Source organism: Achromobacter sp. SD115 (assembly GCF_017355315.1).
In the GTDB taxonomy this organism is placed as follows: Bacteria; Pseudomonadota; Gammaproteobacteria; order Burkholderiales; family Burkholderiaceae_B; genus Achromobacter; species Achromobacter xylosoxidans_B.
Genome location: NZ_JADIJM010000004.1, coordinates 77,024 through 95,835 on the forward strand (window position 1 = coordinate 77,024; position 18,812 = coordinate 95,835).

Genomic DNA, 18,812 nt, shown 5'->3' on the forward strand with positions numbered 1-18,812 from the left:
CTGTTTGGGGGCGGTTCAGCCGCCTGGCGCCGGTTCAGCCGACTGGTCCGCTGGCGGCCAGCCAGTCCAGGAAATCGCGGCCGGGGCCGTGGTCGCGGGCGATTGCGCCGATGGGCTGGAACGAGCCCGGCGATTCGATCGGCACGCGCTGGAAGTGCCCATGCTGCATGTACCAATTGCCCAGGGTCTGGGGCACCATCGCCAGGGCCTCCTGGGCCTGCATGACGGCGATGAGCAGCGGCATCGGCGGGGCGGCGCTGCTTAGCCTGCACAGCCGGGGCACCACGCCGGCGCGTTCGAAAAACGCCTTGAACACCGCGTGGATGGCCAGTTCCGGCCGGGGCTCGATCCATAGCTGCGAGGCCACCTGCGCCAGCGTGGGCGCGCCGTCCGGCGCCAGCAGCGGGTGGCCGGCAGCGGCCACGATTACCGCCGCATCGTCTTGCAGCGGCACGAATTCCAGGCCGGCGGGCACCGCTTCCGGGCGCCGGCACAGCAGCATGTCCAGGCTGCCGCCAGCCGCCTGCGGCAGCAACTGCTCGCGGCTGCCTTCGACGACCTCCACTTGCAGTCCCGGCCGCGCCTTCAGGTAGGCGGGCAGGCGTTCGGCCAGCAGGCCGCCGCTGGCCGCGGGTATGGCGCCCAGGCGCAGGTAGCCCGTGGCGCCCTGGCGCAGGGCCGCCACCGAGTCCGTGGAGGCGCGCAGCGTTGTCAGCATGCTGCGGGCGCATTCCGCCATGAGCTGGCCGCTGCGCGTGGTGCGCATGCCGCGGGCGTGGCGCTCGAACAGCTTTACGCCCAGCAGGTCCTCGATGTCGGCCAGCGCATGGGTGGCCGCGGGCTGGCTCAAGCCGATATGGCTGGCCGCCTGCTGGATGCTGCCCAGGTCGGCGATGCTGGCGAGCAATTGCAGGTGGCGCAGGCGGCCCTTGGCGAGCAGGCGGGACAGCAGGGTGGCGGGGGCAACGTCCATGGCGCGGGCAGGATTGGTATTCAAAATATGAATATATCCACCCATTAATGTATTTGAAATAAGGATATGCCCTGGACACAATGCAGCGATCCCGTTGATTGCTTCCGTTCCCCAGGAGTGGCTGGTCCATGAAGTCCCGTCTGCTGCACGCGCTGGTTTGCGCCGTAACTTTCAGTGTTTCGTCCCTGGCCGCCGCCCAGGGCGCCTATCCTTCGCAGCCCCTGCGGCTGATCGTGCCATTTGCGCCTGGCGGATCCACGGATGCGCTGGCTCGCGCGGTGGCCGAGGGCCTGCGCAAGGAACTGGGCCAGAGCGTGGTGGTGGAGAACCGCGCTGGCGCGGGTGGCCTGCTCGGCACCGAGGCGGTGGCCCGGGCCGAGCCCGACGGCTACACGCTGGGCATGGCCACGGTCAGCACCATGGCCGTCAATCCCTTGCTATACGGCACCAAGCGCGTCGACCCGCAGACGCAATTGAAGCCGGTGGCGTCGGTGGCGACGGTGCCGGTTGTATGGATGGTGAATCCGGCGTTTCCGGCGCAGGATTTCGCGCAATTCCTGGCCGAGCTGCGCGCCCATCCGGGCAAGTATTCCTATGGATCGCCCGGCGTGGGCTCGCTGGGCCATCTGAACCTGGCGGCCATGAATGCCGACCTGAAGGTCGACGTGCTGCACGTGCCGTATCGCGGCATGGGCCCGGCGCTGACCGCCGCCGTGGGCGGCGAAGTGCAGGTGCAGCAGGACCAGTACGCCTCCGCGCAATCGCTGGTCAAGGCCGGCAAGCTGCGCGCCATCGCCGTGTCCGCGCCCGCCCGGATGCCCGACATGCCGGAGCTGCCGACCATGACGGAACTCGGCTATCCGCAGCTGAACGCGCTGGGCCAGACCTGGTTCGGCCTGGTCGTGCCCGCAGGCACGCCGGATGCCGTGGTGCAGCGCCTCAATAAGGCGGCGGTGCGCGCGCTGGCGGATCCGGCGCTGGTGCAGCGCCTGGCGGGCATGGGCGCGCAGCCCGATGCCGGTACGCCGCAGGCCTTCGCCGAGCGCATCGCCCAGACGCTGGCCGCCAATCGCAAAATCATTGAAACTGCCGGCATCAAGCTCGACGAGTGACCTGACCGGTATTTCCCCGCCATTACAGCCACAGGAGAGACAATGGGTGCCATCGAAAAACTTGCGCCGTTCATCGACGCGCGCAGCGAGCGCTACGCGGAACTGAGCGACCGCATCTGGAGCTTGGCCGAACTGCGCTACGACGAACACAAGTCCGCCGAGCTGCACATCGCGATGCTGGAGGAAGCAGGCTTTCGCGTCACGCGCGACGCTGCCGGCATTCCCACCGCCTTCGTGGCGGAGGCGGGCAGCGGCGGGCCTGTGATCGGCATCCTGGGCGAGTACGACGCGCTGTCGGGCCTGAGCCAGGAAAGCGGCGCCTACGCCTGCCAGCCTTCGCCGGAAACGCCGAACGGCAATGGCCACGGCTGCGGCCACCACCTGCTGGGCACCGCCGCGCATTTCGCCGCGGTGGCGGTGAAGGAATTCCTGGAGGCCAACGGCCTGCCCGGCACCATCCGCTTCTACGGCTGTCCGGCGGAAGAGGGCGGCTCGGGCAAGACCTTCATGGCGCGCGCCGGCCTGTTCGATGACCTGGACGCGGCGCTGACCTGGCACCCCGCATCGCACACCGGCATCTTCCACCAGTCATCGCTGGCCAACATCCAGGCTTACTTCCGCTTCCGCGGCATCGCGGCGCACGCGGCGAACTCGCCGCACCTGGGTCGCAGCGCGCTGGACGCGGTCGAACTGATGAACGTGGGCGTCAACTACCTGCGCGAACACATGGTGCCGGATGCGCGCGTGCACTACGCCGTGACCAATAGCGGCGGCATTTCGCCCAATGTGGTGCAGGCCCGCGCCGAGGTGCTGTACCTGGTGCGCGCGCCGATCAATTCGCAGGCCTCCGAACTGTACGAGCGGGTGCAGAACGTGGCGCGCGGCGCGGCGCTGATGACGGGCTGCGAACTGGAAATCGTGTTCGACAAGGCTTGCTCGAACTACATCCCCAACGGCGTGCTCAATCAGATCATGTACGCCAACATGCTGTCGCTGCAGGGGCCGGATTACAACGCGGGCGAACAGCAGGCCGCGCGCCGCATGTGGGACTCGATCTCCGCGGACGACATCGACAACGCTGGCAAGAACCTGGGCGCGGTGCTGCGCAATCCCACGCCGCTGTTCACCGGCGTGGCGCCGTACGAACCCGGCAAGGCCGAGATCACCTATGGCTCCACCGATGTGGGCGACGTGAGCTGGGTCACGCCCACGGCGCAATGCTGGGGCGCCTGCTATGCCTACGGCACGCCGTTCCATTCCTGGCAGATGGTGGCGCAGGGCAAGATGTCCATGGCGCACAAGGGCATGGTGCACGCGGCCAAGATCATCGCGGCGACCGCCGCCGATCTGTACACGCAGCCCGAGGCGCTGGCGCGCGCCAAGGAAGAACTGATGGAGACGCGCCGCGGACAGCCTTATGTCTGCCCGATACCGGCCGACGTACTGCCTTCGTTCATGCGCCGGTAATCATTGGGAGCGGGGCGGCGCAAAGCCGCCCCGGTTGACGTCAGGCCGGCAAGGACGGCGCGTATTGCGCGTCCGAATTGACCTTGGCGTGGAATTCCACCACCTTGCGCACCACCTTGACGGGATCGTCTTCGATGATGAAGAGATCCAGGTCGTGCGCGCCTATCATGCCGTTGGCCAGCACCTGGCCGCCCAGCCATTCGACCAGGCCGGACCAGTACTCGCTGCCCACCAGCACGATGGGAGCGGGCGGGACCTTGCCCGTCTGGATGAGCGTCAGCGCTTCGAAGAGTTCATCCAGGGTGCCGAAACCGCCGGGCATCGCCACATAGGCGAAGCTGTGCATGAAGAAGGTTGCCTTGCGCGAGAAAAAATACTCGAATGACAGGCTGATGGTTTGGTATTCGTTGTTGTGCGCTTCGTGGGGCAGGCTGATGTTCAGCCCGATGCTGGTGCCGCCTGCCTCGAACGCGCCCTTGTTGGCTGCCTCCATGATGCCGGGACCGCCACCGGCGATCACCGCGAAACCCGCATCCGCCAGAGCGGCTGAAATGGCGATGGTGGTTTCATAGTGGGGGGAATTACGGCTGACTCGCGCACTGCCGAAGACGCTGACAGCAGGCCCTATGTTCGCGAGCTTGTCTGCCGCCGTCCGTATCTCTGACATAATCAGCGGAATTTGTTTGTTGGCGGGTGTTTCCGCAGCTATTGCCATATCTGCCTTTGTAACCATGAAAAAAACCTTATTACTGGTCGACGGTTCAAGTTACTTGTACCGCGCTTTCCACGCTATGCCTGATTTGCGCAACGCGCAAGGCGAACCCACGGGGGCGCTTTACGGCGTGGTGAATATGCTGCGCAAACTTGTCTCTGATCATAAGGCAGAGTATGCCGCATGTATTTTCGATGCCCGCGGCAAGACCTTCCGGGACGATCTCTACCCGGAATACAAGTCGCACCGCCCGCCCATGCCGGAAGACCTGGCCGCACAGATCGAGCCCATCCACCGCGCGGTGCGCGCGCTGGGCTGGCCGGTGCTGGCCATTGAAGGGGTCGAGGCCGACGATGTGATCGGCACCCTGGCCAAGCGCGCCGCCGAACACGACGTGCACACCATCGTGTCCACCGGCGACAAGGACCTGGCGCAATTGGTCAACAGCCACGTCACCCTGGTCAATACGATGACCGGCGAAGTGCTGGACGAGGCCGGCGTGGTCAACAAGTTCGGCGTGCCGCCCGACCGCATCGTGGACTACCTGATGCTGGTGGGGGACGCAGTGGACAACGTCCCTGGCGTGACCAAGGTGGGTCCCAAGACGGCAGTCAAATGGCTTACGGAATTCGGCTCGATCGACAAGCTGGTTGAAGGCGCGGAAGACATCAAGGGCGTCGCCGGCAGCAATCTGCGCGAGGCCATTCCGAATTTTCCGCTGACGCGCCAATTGCTGACGGTGAAGTACGACTGCGATCTGGCCGGCCACGTGGACGCGGTGGACGACCTGACGCCGCGCCCGCGCGACGATGCGACGCTGACTGAACTCTACGAGCGCTACGGTTTCCGCACCTGGTTGCGCGACCTGACCGGCGACGCCGAACGCGTGCCGGCGGGCGATGCCCGCGTCGCGCACGAGGCGCCCGCCGCGCCGGTGGAACTGGACTATCAGATCCTCTCCGACTGGGCCGCGTTCGACGCCTGGATGGAAAAGCTGAAGGACGCGCCGCTGGTCGCGCTGGATACCGAGACGACTTCGCTGGACGAAATGCAGGCCCGGATGGTGGGCATGTCGCTGGCGGTGTCGCCTGGCGTCGCGTGCTACATCCCGGTCGCGCACCGCGGTCCGGACAACGCGCCGCAGCTGCCCAAGGCCGAGGTTCTGGCGCGCCTGAAGCCCTGGCTGGAAGATGCGACCCGCGCCAAGCTGCTGCACCATGCCAAGTACGACGCGCACGTGTTCGCCAACGAAGGCATCAAGCTGGCTGGCATTACCGAAGACACGATGCTGCAGGCGTATGTGCTGGAATCGCACCGCGGCGTGGGCCTGAACGATCTGGCCCAGCGCTACCTGGGCCGCAGCGGCGTCTCCTACGAGGACCTCTGCGGCAAGGGCGCCAAGCAGATCGGCTTTGACGAAGTGGCGGTGGACAAGGCCGGCCATTACGCCGCCGAGGACTCGGACTTCACCCTGCAGCTGCATCAGGTGCTGCGCCCGATGGTGGGGGCCGACGAAGGTCTGAACCGCATCTACCTGCTGGAAATGCAGGTATCGGCCGTGCTGACCACGGTCGAACGCAACGGCGTCAAGGTGGATGCCGCGGAACTGGGGCGCCAGAGCCACAAGCTGGGCCAGGAAATGCTGCAGCTCGAGCAGAAGGCCTATGAACTGGCCGGCCAGCCCTTCAACCTGAATTCCCCCAAGCAGCTGGGCGAGATCCTGTTCGGCCGCATGCAGCTGCCGGTGGTCCGCAAGACCGCCAGCGGGGCGCCGTCCACCGACGAAGAAGTGCTGAGCAAGCTGGCGCAGGATTACCCGCTGCCGCAGGTGCTGCTGGAGTACCGTGGCCTGTCCAAGCTGAAGTCCACCTACACGGACAAGCTGCCGCGCATGATCAACCCGGACACCGGGCGCGTGCACACGCATTATTCGCAGGCCGCGGTCATCACCGGCCGCCTGGCCTCGTCCGATCCCAACCTGCAGAACATCCCGGTGCGCACCGCAGCCGGCCGGCGCGTGCGCGAGGCGTTCATCGCCGAGCAGGGCATGCTGCTGTCGGCCGACTATTCCCAGATCGAGCTGCGCATCATGGCGCATGTGTCGGACGACGCCAATCTGCAGCGCGCCTTCGCGGCGGGCGAGGATATCCACCGTGCCACGGCCTCGGAAGTGTTCGGCGTGTCGCTGGAGGACGTCTCCACCGAGCAGCGCCGTGCCGCCAAGGCCATTAACTTCGGCCTGATCTACGGCATGGGGGTGTTCGGCCTGGCGTCCAACCTGGGCATCACGCGCGATGCCGCGCAGGCCTACATCGACCGCTATTTCGCCCGCTATCCCGGCGTGGCGATGTACATGGATGACACCCGCCGCCGCGCGCGCGAACAGGGCTATGTGGAAACCGTCTTCGGACGCCGCCTGCAACTGCCGGAAATCCGCGGCGCCTCGGGTCCGCGCCGCCAGGGGGCCGAGCGCGCGGCCATCAATGCGCCGATGCAGGGCACGGCGGCCGACCTGATCAAGATGGCCATGATCGCGGTGCAGGACTGGCTGGAAGCCGAAAAGCTGCAGACGCGCATGATCATGCAGGTGCACGATGAACTGGTGCTGGAAGCGCCGGACGCCGAACTGGAACTGGTCAAGGAAGCATTGCCGCGCCTGATGTGCAATGTGGCGGCCCTGCGCGTGCCGCTGGTGGCCGAGGTGGGTGTGGGCAAGAACTGGGAACAGGCCCACTAGGTAGGGCCGGGACCATCCTGTCCGCGGGACACGTGGGCCGCCTCCGGGCGGCCCATTTCCGTTTTTAGTATTGAAACAATATAATGTTGCGCTTCTCCCGCCTCTAAAGCGTCCCCCCCAAAAATGTTGCTGCTCTGGATTTTGCTCGCCACCGTCACCGGCGGGCTCATCGCGGTCCTGGTCGCCAGCTGGCTGGCCTACAAGGTCTTCGCGCAATATCTGCACCACATGGTCAGCCTGTCGGTGGGGGTGCTGCTGTCGGTGGCCCTGCTGCATCTGCTGCCCGAGGCGTTCGAGACCGGGGTGGGCGACGCCCACGTGCTGTTCGGCTTGATGCTGGCATCGCTGATCGGCTTCTTCGTGCTGGAGAAGATCGCCTTGCTGCGCCACAGCCATCACCACGAAGGCGACGGCCATCACCACCATAAGGGGCATGACCGCCACGAGGCGGGCCGCGGCGGCGTGCTGATCCTGATCGGCAGCTCGCTGCACAATCTGTGCGACGGCGTGCTGGTGGCCGCGGCGTTCCTGACCGATCCGCTGCTGGGCGTGCTGACCGCGGCGTCCATCATCGTCCATGAAGTGCCGCACAAGCTGGGCGACTTCGTGGTGCTGCTGAACGCCGGCCTGGCGCGCCGCCGCGCGTTCTCGCTGATACTCTTCACCAGCTTGTGTTCAGCCGTGGGCGGCATAATAGGGTACTTCGTGCTGCAGCAGGCGCAAGAATGGGTGCCGTATGTCCTGGTGGTTGCGGCCAGCAGCTTCCTCTACATCTCGGTGGCCGACCTGATGCCGCAGATGCACGAACGGGTATCCCTGGCCGATGCCGTCCCGCAATTGCTGCTGGTCGGCGTGGGCGTGGCGCTGATCTACAGCGTCACCACGGTGATGCACCACGGGCATGACCACGACGCCGAAGCCGGCCGTGGCGCGCCGCAAGTGGAGCATGTTCACCGGCACTAGGATCGGCGCGAGGCCATGCAGGCGCTGGCGGGATATCCGGCTTGGTTGATCATCCCTACACAGGAGTTCTTCATGAGTTTTTCCGCCGCAGCCGGCAATGTCGCCCCCACCGTGATCCACACGGACACCCAGGGGCTGGTCCACGGGGATTTCAAGCTGCCCGTGGCCGACGGCACCATCGCCGCCTATTACGCCGCGCCCGAAGGCCAGCGCGACCTGCCCATCGTGCTGGTGGTGCAGGAAATCTTCGGCGTGCATGAGCACATCAAGGACCTGTGCCGCCGGGTCGCCAAGGCGGGCTACCTCGCCGTGGCCGCCAACCTCTACCAGCGCCAGGGCGATGCCTCGGGCTATACCGACATCCCGAAACTCATCGCCGAGCTGGTCAGCAAGGTGCCGGACGAACAGGTGTTTGCCGACCTGGACGCCAGCGTCGCCTGGGCGGCCGAGCACGGCGGCGACCCCAAGCGCGTGGCGGTGACGGGCTTCTGCTGGGGCGGCCGCCTGACCTGGATGTACGCCGCGCACAACCCCGACGTGAAGGCCGCCGTGGCCTGGTACGGCAAGCTCAGCGTGGGCCATGGTCCGCTGATCAAGCGCTTTGCCTTCGACGTGGTGAATGAACTGCACGCGCCGGTGTTGGGCCTGTATGGCGGCAAGGACGCCAGCATTCCGCTGGCCGACGTCGAAACCATGAAGGCCAAGCTGGCCGCCGGCAACGACAACGCCAGGCGTTCTGAGTTCGTGGTGTACCCGGAAGCCGACCACGCTTTCCTGGCGGACTACCGCGCCAGCTACAAGGCCGAGGCGGCGCAGGACGGTTGGAGGCGCATGCTGGATTGGTTCAAGCGGTACTTGTAGGAGCGGAGCAGGGGGCGTAAGCGCCTCTTGCGGCGATCTGAGAAAGCCGGCCTTGCTGGTCGGCTTTTTTCTTCTTCTCAGTTCCCCGCCTCGCGCAGGCGGCTGGGCAGCAGTTCGCCGTGGCGCGCCAGCAAGGGGTAGGCGGCCGCGCCAACCAGGTGGGAATTGATGCCCTTCATGTCGCGCAGGATATCCAGATAGAGCGCGCCCACCTCGGCCGCGTCGACCTCGCCCGCCTTGATCTTCTGCAGGTGGGTATCCGCCGCATGGGTTTCGATCGAGCGGAAGCGCGCCTTCTCGCCCGCCAGCGCGCGGGCCTGGCGCAGGTCGTCGTTGACGAACAAGGCCGCGGCGGTGCGCTGGTTGGCGATGAGCTGGCCCAGCGTGTCGTCCAGGCTGGCGCGCTGTTCGGGCGAGAACATCCAGCCCTGCTTGCGCAGCTTGGCGACGTGGCTGAGAAGGCCGTGGTGGGCGATGTCGCCGGCATGGCCGATATTGCTGGTGAAGGCGAGGATGTCGTCCAGGCGCTGGATGTCGTCGCGCGTCATGTTTTCCTGGTCCAGGGTGGCCAGGTAGGTGGTGATGGCGTTCTCCAGCTTGTCCAGCGCGGCGTCCAGCTGGCGCGCCTGCACCATGCGGTGGCGGTTGTCGCGCTTGAAACCGGCGCGGGCGTAGAGCAGCAGGGTCTGCAGCATGTCGGCCATGCGCAGTGCTTCGCGCGCCGCGTTGCCCAAGGCCACGGCCGGCACGTCATGGGCCCATTCGTCCAGGTACTGGGGGCGCGAGGGGTCGTTCGGATCCGCGCGCTTGGGCAGCCAGCGGGTCAGCAGGGCGGCATAGGGCGTCAGCAGCGGCAGGAACACCAGGGCGATGACGGCGTTGAACAATGTGTGGAAATTGGCCACGGCGCGGGCGGGGTCGGAGGCCAGTTCGCTCATCATCGGCTGCAGGTAGGGCAGCAGTATCAGTCCGATCAGCACGCCCAGCACCCGCGTCAGCAGATTGCCCAGGGGCAGGCGGCGGGCGGCGGGGTCGTCGCCGGTCACGCCTTCGATCATGGGGTTGATGGCGGTGCCCAGGTTGGCGCCCAGCACCAGCGCGAATGCGACGTGCGGCGCCACCATGTGGTGGCTGGCCAGCGACATGACCAGCACCACCACGGCTACGCTGGAATGCGCCGCCCAGGTGAAGGCGGCCGCCAGCAGCACGGTGGCGACCGGCTGGGTCGCTAGCGCGTCCAGGATCATGCCCAGCATGGGCGCGGTCTGGAACGGCTGGAACAGCTCGACCAACTGGTGCAGCGACAGCAGCAAGAGGCCCAGGCCGATGAAGACGCGGCCCAGGTCGCGCGTGCGCCCCGGCGGATAGCGGCGGAACATCCAGACGCCCGCCAGGATCAGGATGGGGGCGAGCGAGGTCAGATCGAACGACAGCAGCTGGACGATGAGCGTGGTGCCGACGTTGGCGCCCAGCATGGCGGCCAGGGCCGGCGCCAGGGCGACCACGCCGCCGGCGGCAAAGCCGGTGATCATCAGGCCGGTGGCGGTGCTGCTCTGCAGCGCGGCGGTAATGCCCAGCCCGGCGGCGAAGGCCCGCAGCCGGGTGCCCAGGGCCTTGCCCAACGCCGCGCCCAGCGCGGCCCCGAAGGCGCGCTGCACGCCTGTTTGGACCATGTGCACGCCCCACAGGAGCAGGGCGACGTAGCCGGCGAAGTCAAGCAGGGTAATAAGTCCGGACATCCTGGCGTGTTTCCATTCTTTTATGACAAGTAATAATTCTGTAATGATCGCATGCGCGGCGCTGCCGGGGGAACCTGTCCCCTCAATACAGCATACGCCTCCAGGTCCTGCTGCGCGCGGACGGGCCAACGCGTATCATTGCCTCATCCTTCGTAGATGCATTGGAGTGTTGCGTGGCCGTTTCCGTATTCGACCTGTTCAAGATAGGCATAGGCCCGTCTAGCTCCCATACGGTGGGCCCGATGCGGGCTGCCCTGTTGTTCGCGCAAGGCCTGGAACGCGACGGGCTCATGCCCAGCGTGGCCTGGGTGCGCGCCGAGCTCTACGGATCCCTGGGCGCCACGGGCAAGGGCCACGGCACCGACAAGGGCGTGCTGCTGGGCCTGATGGGCGAAGCGCCCGATACCGTCGACCCTGCCGCCATCGCCGGCATGATTGCGTCGGTGCGCGCCAGCCGCCAGTTGCCGCTGCTGGGACGCCATCCGGTTCCCTTCGTGGAAAAGGAACACATGATGTTCTACCGCCGCGAAGCCATGGCGGAGCATCCTAACGGCATGAAGTTTCATGCGTTTGACGCCAATGGCGAATCGCTGCGCGAAGCCCGCTACCTGTCGGTGGGCGGCGGCTTCGTGGTGACGGCCGGCGCCTCCAACAGCCAGGTCATCGCCGCGCACGACCAACTGCCGTTCCCGTTCCGCATGGGCCGCGAACTGATGTCCATGTGCCGCGAGAACGGGCTGTCGGTGGCGCAGCTGATGATGAAGAACGAGCTGACCTGGCGCGACGAGGCCGAGGTGCACGCAGGCCTGGACCGCATCTGGCAGGTGATGCAGGACTGCGTGTCGCGCGGCTGTGGCATCAACTATCCCGAGGCCGACGGCGAGCTGCCCGGCCCCCTGCGCGTGCGCCGCCGCGCGCCCGAGCTGTACCGCAACCTGACCCAGCGCGCCGAGCGCACGCTGTCCGATCCCCTGTCCGTGATGGACTGGGTCAACCTGTACGCGATGGCGGTCAACGAAGAGAACGCCGCCGGCGGGCGCGTGGTGACGGCGCCGACCAACGGCGCGGCCGGCATCATCCCTGCCGTGCTGCACTACTACGACCGCTTCGTGCCCGGCTCCAACCGCGAGGGCGTGCGCGATTTCCTGCTGACCGCCGCGGCCGTGGGCTTGCTGTACAAGTACAACGCCTCGTTGTCGGGCGCCGAGGTCGGCTGTCAGGGTGAGGTCGGCGTGGCATGTTCGATGGCGGCGGGCGGCCTGGCCGCAGCCCTGGGCGGCACGGTCGAGCAGGTCGAGAACGCGGCCGAGATCGGCATGGAGCACAACCTGGGCCTGACCTGCGACCCCGTGGGCGGCCTGGTCCAGATCCCCTGTATCGAGCGCAACGCCATGGCCTCCATCAAGGCCGTCAATGCCGCCCGCATGGCGCTGCGCGGCGACGGCCAGCATTATGTGTCGCTGGATTCCGTCATCAAGACCATGCGCGAAACCGGCGCCGACATGAAGACCAAATACAAGGAAACCGCGCGCGGCGGGCTGGCGGTGAACATTGTCGAGTGCTGACCGGTTTGCCGGCCTGCGCTCAAGAAAAAGCCCCTCCGCAGAGGGGCTTTTTACTGGCTACGCGGCTTAGATCACGCGGGCGTTCTGCAGCGCGGCGATGCGGGCCGGAATCGGCGGGTGCGAGGCGAACATGGCGGCCAGGCCGCCCTTGCCGGTGATGCCCGAGGCCTCGAAGGACTTGGGCAGTTCGCCCGGTTCCAGGCCGCCGAGGCGGGCGAGGGCACGGATCATGGGTTCGCGGGCGCCCATCAGGTGGGCCGAGCCGGCGTCGGCGCGGTACTCGCGCTGGCGCGAGAACCAGGCCACGATGATCGAGGCCAGGACGCCGAAGATGATTTCACAGACCAGCACGGTGATGTAGTAGCCGGGGCCGATGCCGCGTTCGTTCTTGAACACGACGCGGTCGATGAAGTAGCCGACCACGCGCGCGAGGAACACGACGAAGGTGTTCACCACGCCCTGGATCAGGGTCAGCGTGACCATGTCGCCGTTGGCGATGTGGGCGACTTCGTGGGCCAGCACGGCGGCGACTTCTTCTTCGCTCATGCTTTCCAGCAGGCCGGTCGACACGGCGACCAGGGAGTCGTTCTTGAACGCGCCGGTGGCGAAGGCGTTGGGCGCGCCTTCATAGATGGCGACTTCCGGACGGCCGATGCCGGCGCGGTCGGCCAGCTGGTGCACGGTGTCGACCAGCCACGCTTCGCGCTGGTTGCGCGGCGAGTTCGGGTCCAGCACCTGGGCGCCGGTGCTCCACTTCGCCATGGGCTTGCTGATCAAGAGCGAGATGATCGCGCCGGTAAAACCCACCACGACCGAGAAGATCAGCAGGGCGTTGAGGTTCAGGCCGTTGGCGGTGATGTAGCGGTCCACGCCCAGGATGCGCAGCGTGGCCGACAGCACGAGCATGACGGCCAGGTTGGTCAGGACGAACAAGACAATGCGTTTCATGTTTTTTGTGTTCCTCTGCGAGCAGGATATGCCGGGATTCGACACTGCTGCGGCCCGCCAGTTCCCCGACTCGCGGCGCCGCTTCCGGTGACGGAGAGTATAGTATCGCTTTCCCTTATTCCTCCTCACTTTTCCCTTAGCGTAGACCCCCCATGCAGGCACTTTGGATGTTGCTGGCGTCCGCCATGTTCGCCATCATGGGTTCGTTCGTGAAGCTCGGCACCGAGCATGGCGCCTCGCTGCCGCAAGTGGTGCTTTTTCGCGGACTGCCGTCGGTCATCCTGCTGCTGATCTGGGCCCGCGCCGGCCGCCAGTCCATCATCCCCGTCAGCTGGAAACTGCACCTGTGGCGCAATCTGTCCGGCGTCACGTCGATGTGGCTGGGCTTTTTCGCCATCGCCCATCTGCCCCTGGCCACGGCCACCAGCCTGAACTACACCGCGCCGCTGTTCATCGCCTGTTGGATGCTGGGTTGGGGCGGCGCGCAGCGCGACCCTGTGCGCATCATGGCGGTGGCGTTGGGGTTCCTGGGCGTGATCGCGGTCCTGAGGCCCAGCATCAACGAAGACCAGTGGCTGGCCGCCTTGCTGGGAATGACCGCCGGCGCCATGTCGGCCATCGCCATGATGCAGATCCGCCAACTGGGCCGGGTCGGGGAGCCCGAGTGGCGCACCGTGCTGTTCTTCTCCGTGGCCGTGTGCGTGTCCAGCCTGGCCGGACTGCTGTTCGAGGGCTGGGGCTACGCCGACTGGACCGGCTACCTGTCGCTGCTGGGCGTGGGCGTGACGGGGCTTTTCGGGCAGTTGGCCATGACCCGGGCCTTCGGCCTGGGGTCGGCGTTGCTGACCGCGGCGCTGCAGTACAGCACCATCATCTTCGCGGCCTTGCTGGGCATGGGTATCTGGGGCGAGCAATTGGATGCCCTGGCCTGGGCCGGGATGGGCCTGATCATTTTCGCGGGCCTGCTGTCGATATGGCGCACCATGCGCGATCCCAAGCCGGCCTGACCCGTGACAGCTACGCACCATTACAGGAGCACACCGAATGACGATGACCCTGATTTCCGCAGCCGACCTGGCCGCGCGCCTGGATGCGCCGGATGTGCGCGTGTTCGATGTGCGCCATGACCTCGCCAACCATGCCGCCGGCCGTCAGGCCTATGACGCCGGCCATATCCCCGGCGCCCGCTACCTGGATCACGAAACCGAACTGGCCGCGGCCCGCACCGGCAAGAACGGCCGCCATCCGCTGCCTTCGCGCGCCGCGCTCGGCGCGCTGATGGCCGCCCATGGCGTCACGCCCCGGACCCTGGTGGTGGCCTACGACGCCAGCGGCGGCATGTACGCCGCGCACCTGTGGTGGATGCTGCGTTGGCTGGGACACGATCAGGTGGCCGTGCTGGATGGCGGCTGGCAGGCGTGGACCGCGGCCGGACTGCCGACCACGACCGAAGCCGCGGCCGCCGTGCGCGCGGGCGATCCGGTCGAGCCGGGTTCCTCGCTGGCGGGTTCGGTGGATGCCCAGGCGGTGCTGGACAACATTTCCCGCCAGGCTTTTACCGTGATCGATGCGCGCGCGGCCAACCGCTACCGCGGCGAGGTCGAGCCCATGGACCCGGTAGCAGGCCACATTCCGGGTGCGCTGAACCGCCCCAACGGCGAGAACCTCCAGGCCGACGGCCGCTTCAAGCCGGCCGCGCAGTTGCGCGAGGAATTCGCCAGCCTGCTGGATGGCCGCGATCCGGCGGCCATCGTGCATCAGTGCGGTTCGGGCATCACGGCCTGCCACAATTTGTTGTCCATGGAAATCGCGGGCCTGTCGGGTTCGCGCCTGTACCCAGGATCCTGGAGCGAATGGTGCAGCGACCCGTCCCGCCCGGTAGCCACGGGCGCGTAAGGTCTGGAAGCCGGGGCGCAAAGCCCCGGTTTTTATTTGTGGCAGCCGGTGGGGAGATTGCTGGCTAGGACGGCGGATACCGTGCCGAAACGCCTTGCCCGCTATCGGCCGGATCGGCCCCCGGGCCTGGACGCCTTGGTGTCCGCGAACACTCTTGAACACAGAAAATCCACCAGCGCCCGCACTTTCGGCGACGGGTGCTTGCTCGCAGGCCAGAGCACATGGAAGACGTTGGTGCGCTCGACCTGGCCCGCCAGGACAGGTACGAGGCGGCCGTCCGCCAAGGGTTCACGGATGGCGAAATCCGGCAGGTAGCCGATTCCCAGCCCTTGCAGCGCGAAGCACATCCGCGTCTCGATGTTGTTGCAGATCATCGAGACGGGCAGTTGCAGTTCTGGTTCGCCTTCGGCTTGCCGCAGCGCCCAGGTCTCCAGCTTGCCGCTGCTGGGAAAGCGGTAGTGCAGGCAGCTGTGATGCAACAGATCGGCCGGCGTCCGGGGCGTGCCCCGGCTGGCCAGATAGGCGGGCGAGGCGACCAGCAGGATCTGGAATGAACCCAGGCGGCGCGCCGACAGGCGGGAGTCGGCCGGTTCGCCCGTGCGTACCACGGCATCGAAGCCTTCTTCAATCACATCCACCATGCGGTCGGTGAAATCCAGATCGAGTTCGATCTCCGGATATTCGCGCATGAACTCGCCTAGTACCGGCAGCACCAGTCCGCTGACCAGCGGCAGGCTGACGCGCAGGCGTCCGCGCGGCGCGCCTGCCGCACGCGACAGCTCCAGTTCGGCCGCCTCGATTTCGGCCAGGATGCGGCGGCTGCGTTCCAGGAACAGCATGCCTTCGGCCGTCAGCGTGACGCTGCGCGTGCTGCGGTGGAACAGGCGCACCCCCAGCTTTGCTTCCAGCCGCGCCACGCTTTTGCCGATGGCGGACGCCGACACGCCGAGCTGCCGGCCGGCGGCGACGAAGCTGCGCGTTTCGGCCACCTGCACAAACACGACAAAGCCATTCAGGCTGTCCATTTCTTCCCTCGATTGCGGACATTTAGTTCCGCATAAGAAGGAAATGTAGCCCACTTTTTCTTTAATCCGGGCGCATTTATCGTCTGGGCTCTTCAGCTTCAACCTAGATGCCGCCCATGACAGATTCCGCGTTTTCCTCGCGCCCGCGCCCGGCGCCCACGTCTCCTCCCGCTGCCGCCTGCGACCGCCTGCCGTGGGGCTCGCTGCTGGCGCTGGCCATGGCGGGCTTCATCACGATCCTGACCGAGGCGCTGCCGGCCGGGCTGCTGCCGCAGATGGCGCAGGGCCTTGCCGTGTCCCAGGCCAGCATCGGCCAGACCGTCACCATCTATGCGATAGGCTCGCTGGTGGCGGCAATTCCGCTGGTCGCCGCCACCCGGGGCGTGCGCAGGCGTCCGCTGCTGCTGGCGGCGATCGCCGGGTTCGTGCTCGCCAATACCGTGACCGCGCTGTCATCCGCCTATGTGCTGACCATGGCCGCGCGCTTCCTGGCCGGCATGTCGGCGGGGCTGTTGTGGGCCTTGGTGGCCGGCTACGCCGCGCGCATGGTGCCGCCGCATCAGCAGGGCCGCGCAATCGCGGTGGCGATGCTGGGCGCGCCGCTGGCGCTGTCGCTGGGTGTTCCCGCGGGAACCTTGCTGGGCTCGCTGTGGGGCTGGCGCATCGGCTTTGGCATTATGAGCGGGCTGGCTCTGATCCTGATGCTCTGGGTGCGCTTGCGGGTGCCGGACTTTGCGGGACAAGCCCGGGGCCAGCAACTGCCGCTGCGGCGCGTATTCCTGCTGCCTGGCGTGCGGCCGGTGCTGTTCGCGGTGCTGGCGTTCGTGCTGGCGCACAACATTCTCTACATCTATATCGCGCCGTTCCTGGCCTCGGTGGGGATGGCTGCAAGCACCGAGCTGGTGCTGCTGGTGTTCGGACTGAGTTCCCTGCTCGGCATCTGGGCGGTAGGAGCGTTGATCGACCGCCATCTGCGGGCGTTGACCCTGGCCTGCATAGCCCTGTTCGGCCTGGCCGCGCTGGCGCTGGGCATCGCGGGCGGCATGCCGGCCATGCTCTATCTGTCTGTGGGCGCCTGGGGTGTGGCGTTTGGCGGCTCGCCGACGCTGTTCCAGACTGCGCTGGCCAAGACGGCCGGCGATGCCGCGGACGTCGCGCAGTCCATGCTGGTGACGGCGTGGAACACGGCCATCGCCGCGGGCGGCGTGGTCGGCGGCGCGTTGCTCGAACGCGTGGGCGTGGCCGCATTCGTGCCGGCCCTGCTGGCGCTGCTGGCGGCGACGCTGGCGGTCGTCTGGGCCGCCAGGACGCACGGTTTTCCCGCCAGCCCTACCAGATGGCAGCCAGCTTGATCCGTCCGGAGACGCTCTCGGCGATCTCCAGGAAATGATCCAGTGGCGGCGTGGCCAAGCCGGGGACCTTGGCCATGTCGTCCCAGCGCCTCAGGCGGATCGCATCCGGCGCGCCCGGCATGCTCGCGAAATCCACCGCCTGGCCCGCATCGAAACTGCCCCCTTGCAACGCCAGGCTGCGCTTCGAATCCTCCGAGAGCGACGCTTCATATTGGGGTTCCACATAGCAGAGGTAGCGCTTGGCCTCCACGTGCAGCCGGATCGGGTCCAGCACCGCCGGGCCGAACAGGCCGCGCAGGAAGGGCAGCACGAAATACTGGTGTTTGTCGTCGAGGCCGCGCAGCGTGGGCGTGCCCGGACGGTCGGCGATGAGGTGGCCCAGGTCGTGCAGCAGGCTGGCGGTGATCAGGTGGGCGCCGGCGCCGTGGCGTTCGGCCAGCGCCGCGGTCTGCAAGGCGTGCCGCAGATGGCTGACGGATTCGCCGTCATAGGCGCGATGCCCGCGCTCGAGGAAAATCTGTTCGATATCTTGCAGGGTCAAGGCCATGGTTGTCTCCTGGGTGGCCGCATAGGGGAGGGCGGCGCTCAGCCGGCGGCTGGCGCCATCTCCAGAAAGCGCGCGATAAGCTGCACCGGTTGGCGCTCGCGCAGGCAGTACAGGTATTCGTGCATCACGATGCCGGCGCCCTCGATGTCCAGGGCCGCCAATTCGGGATGGGAGGGGATCTCGCGCGAGGGGATCAGGCTGATCCCCAGTCCGCACAGGATGGCCTGGCGGATCGACTCGCGGCTGCCGATCTCCAGCGTGCGGCGCACGGCGACGCCGGCCGCCTGCAAGGCGTCCTCCGTCAGTTGCCGCGTCATGGAGCCGGGTTCGCGCAACAGCAGCGCGTGTTCGGCCAGATCGGCCAGGCGGACCTGGCTGTGGCGCGCCAGGGGGTGGTCGCGATGCGCCACCACCCGGATGGGATCGGCGGCGATCATGCGCCGGTACAGATGCTTGTCATCCATCAGAAAGGATGAAGTGGCAATCTCGATGCGATAGTCATGCAGCGCCTGCAGCATGCTTTGCGAATTGCCGATGGCCAGGGTCAGGTCTATGCCTGGGTAGCGCTGGTTGTAGGCGCGCACCGTATCCATGATGTAGTAGGGACCGGTGGCGCCGATGCGCAGATTGCCTTCGCGCAGGTCGCTGGCGTCGCGCAGGCGGAAATCGATCTCGGTTTCCTGCTGGACCAGCTTCTCCACCATGGGCATCAGGCTGTGGCCGGCGTCCGACAGGCGCATGCCGCGCCCCTGGCGGTGAAACAGTTCCACGCCGTAACGGGACTCCAACTGGCGCAATTGCCCCGTCACCGTGGGCTGGCTGACGCCCAGCTGGGCGGCGGCCTTGGTAACGGTGCCGCAGCGGGCCACGGCGTAGAAGGATTTGAGTTCGGCGACAAGCACGGTTTTTCGGGGG

16 protein-coding genes are annotated in these 18,812 nt (G+C 66.8%); 9 read left to right on the forward strand and 7 right to left on the reverse strand.

Annotated elements, in window-relative coordinates; translation table 11 throughout:
- Nucleotides 1-34 precede the first annotated feature (34 nt).
- On the reverse strand, nt 35-997 hold the full coding sequence (locus tag IPU70_RS07175) for a LysR family transcriptional regulator (RefSeq protein WP_242702363.1): 963 nt from the start codon (nt 995-997) through the stop codon (nt 35-37).
- A 104-nt stretch (nt 998-1,101) separates the two neighbouring features.
- On the opposite strand from IPU70_RS07175, the gene IPU70_RS07180 reads away from it, so the two are divergent.
- Together IPU70_RS07180 and IPU70_RS07185 are read left to right on the forward strand one after the other, a co-directional pair.
- On the forward strand, nt 1,102-2,085 hold the full coding sequence (locus tag IPU70_RS07180; protein ID WP_207466122.1) for a tripartite tricarboxylate transporter substrate binding protein: 984 nt from the start codon (nt 1,102-1,104) through the stop codon (nt 2,083-2,085).
- A gap of 42 nt (nt 2,086-2,127) precedes the next feature.
- Entirely contained in the window at nt 2,128-3,552 is a 1,425-nt protein-coding gene (locus IPU70_RS07185; RefSeq protein WP_207466124.1) for a M20 family metallopeptidase, read from the forward strand.
- 40 nt (nt 3,553-3,592) lie between these two features.
- Here IPU70_RS07185 and IPU70_RS07190 read toward each other — a convergent pair whose 3' ends face one another.
- The gene (locus IPU70_RS07190) at nt 3,593-4,219 is read right to left on the reverse strand and encodes a TIGR00730 family Rossman fold protein (protein WP_041652933.1); all 627 of its coding nucleotides are present in this window, start codon (nt 4,217-4,219) and stop codon (nt 3,593-3,595) included.
- 64 nt (nt 4,220-4,283) lie between these two features.
- On the opposite strand from IPU70_RS07190, the gene polA reads away from it, so the two are divergent.
- From polA to IPU70_RS07205, 3 genes are all read left to right on the forward strand, one after another.
- Nucleotides 4,284-7,001 carry a DNA polymerase I gene (gene polA / locus IPU70_RS07195; protein ID WP_207466126.1) on the forward strand — a complete coding sequence of 906 codons (2,718 nt, stop codon included), beginning with the start codon at nt 4,284-4,286 and terminating at the stop codon, nt 6,999-7,001.
- Nucleotides 7,002-7,124: 123 nt separating this feature from the next.
- Nucleotides 7,125-7,964, forward strand: a complete 840-nt coding sequence (locus IPU70_RS07200) for a ZIP family metal transporter (protein ID WP_013392476.1) — start codon at nt 7,125-7,127, stop codon at nt 7,962-7,964.
- Nucleotides 7,965-8,036: 72 nt separating this feature from the next.
- Entirely contained in the window at nt 8,037-8,825 is a 789-nt protein-coding gene (locus IPU70_RS07205; RefSeq protein ID WP_207466128.1) for a dienelactone hydrolase family protein, read from the forward strand.
- A gap of 77 nt (nt 8,826-8,902) precedes the next feature.
- On the opposite strand, the gene IPU70_RS07210 is transcribed toward IPU70_RS07205, so the two are convergent.
- Nucleotides 8,903-10,564: a Na/Pi cotransporter family protein gene (locus IPU70_RS07210; protein WP_207466130.1), complete on the reverse strand. Its 1,662-nt coding sequence runs from the start codon at nt 10,562-10,564 to the stop codon at nt 8,903-8,905.
- A 173-nt stretch (nt 10,565-10,737) separates the two neighbouring features.
- Between IPU70_RS07210 and IPU70_RS07215 the strand changes: the two genes are divergently transcribed.
- Nucleotides 10,738-12,129 (forward strand): L-serine ammonia-lyase, encoded by a 1,392-nt coding sequence (locus IPU70_RS07215; RefSeq protein WP_207466132.1) that lies wholly within the window; start codon nt 10,738-10,740, stop codon nt 12,127-12,129.
- Nucleotides 12,130-12,195: 66 nt separating this feature from the next.
- Here the strand turns inward: IPU70_RS07215 and htpX are convergent, their stop codons facing one another.
- Nucleotides 12,196-13,077 (reverse strand): protease HtpX, encoded by an 882-nt coding sequence (gene htpX / locus IPU70_RS07220; protein WP_013392481.1) that lies wholly within the window; start codon nt 13,075-13,077, stop codon nt 12,196-12,198.
- 152 nt (nt 13,078-13,229) lie between these two features.
- On the opposite strand from htpX, the gene IPU70_RS07225 reads away from it, so the two are divergent.
- Nucleotides 13,230-14,084, forward strand: coding sequence for a DMT family transporter (locus IPU70_RS07225; RefSeq protein WP_041652943.1), 855 nt, complete (start codon nt 13,230-13,232; stop codon nt 14,082-14,084).
- A gap of 37 nt (nt 14,085-14,121) precedes the next feature.
- A complete protein-coding gene (locus tag IPU70_RS07230; protein ID WP_207466134.1) occupies nt 14,122-14,973 on the forward strand; it encodes a sulfurtransferase in 852 nt (283 codons plus the stop codon).
- A 101-nt stretch (nt 14,974-15,074) separates the two neighbouring features.
- Here the strand turns inward: IPU70_RS07230 and IPU70_RS07235 are convergent, their stop codons facing one another.
- Nucleotides 15,075-15,998 (reverse strand): LysR family transcriptional regulator, encoded by a 924-nt coding sequence (locus tag IPU70_RS07235; protein WP_207466136.1) that lies wholly within the window; start codon nt 15,996-15,998, stop codon nt 15,075-15,077.
- 218 nt (nt 15,999-16,216) lie between these two features.
- Here IPU70_RS07235 and IPU70_RS07240 point away from each other — a divergent pair, with 218 nt between their 5' ends.
- Complete coding sequence (locus IPU70_RS07240; protein WP_207466505.1) at nt 16,217-17,350, forward strand: MFS transporter; 1,134 nt, start codon at nt 16,217-16,219, stop codon at nt 17,348-17,350.
- Here IPU70_RS07240 and IPU70_RS07245 read toward each other — a convergent pair.
- Entirely contained in the window at nt 17,328-17,897 is a 570-nt protein-coding gene (locus tag IPU70_RS07245) for a phosphonate degradation HD-domain oxygenase (protein WP_207466138.1), read from the reverse strand. The genes IPU70_RS07240 and IPU70_RS07245 overlap by 23 nt on opposite strands.
- Before the next feature lie 38 nt (nt 17,898-17,935).
- The gene (locus IPU70_RS07250; RefSeq protein WP_207466140.1) at nt 17,936-18,799 is read right to left on the reverse strand and encodes a LysR family transcriptional regulator; all 864 of its coding nucleotides are present in this window, start codon (nt 18,797-18,799) and stop codon (nt 17,936-17,938) included.
- Nucleotides 18,800-18,812: the final 13 nt, after the last annotated feature.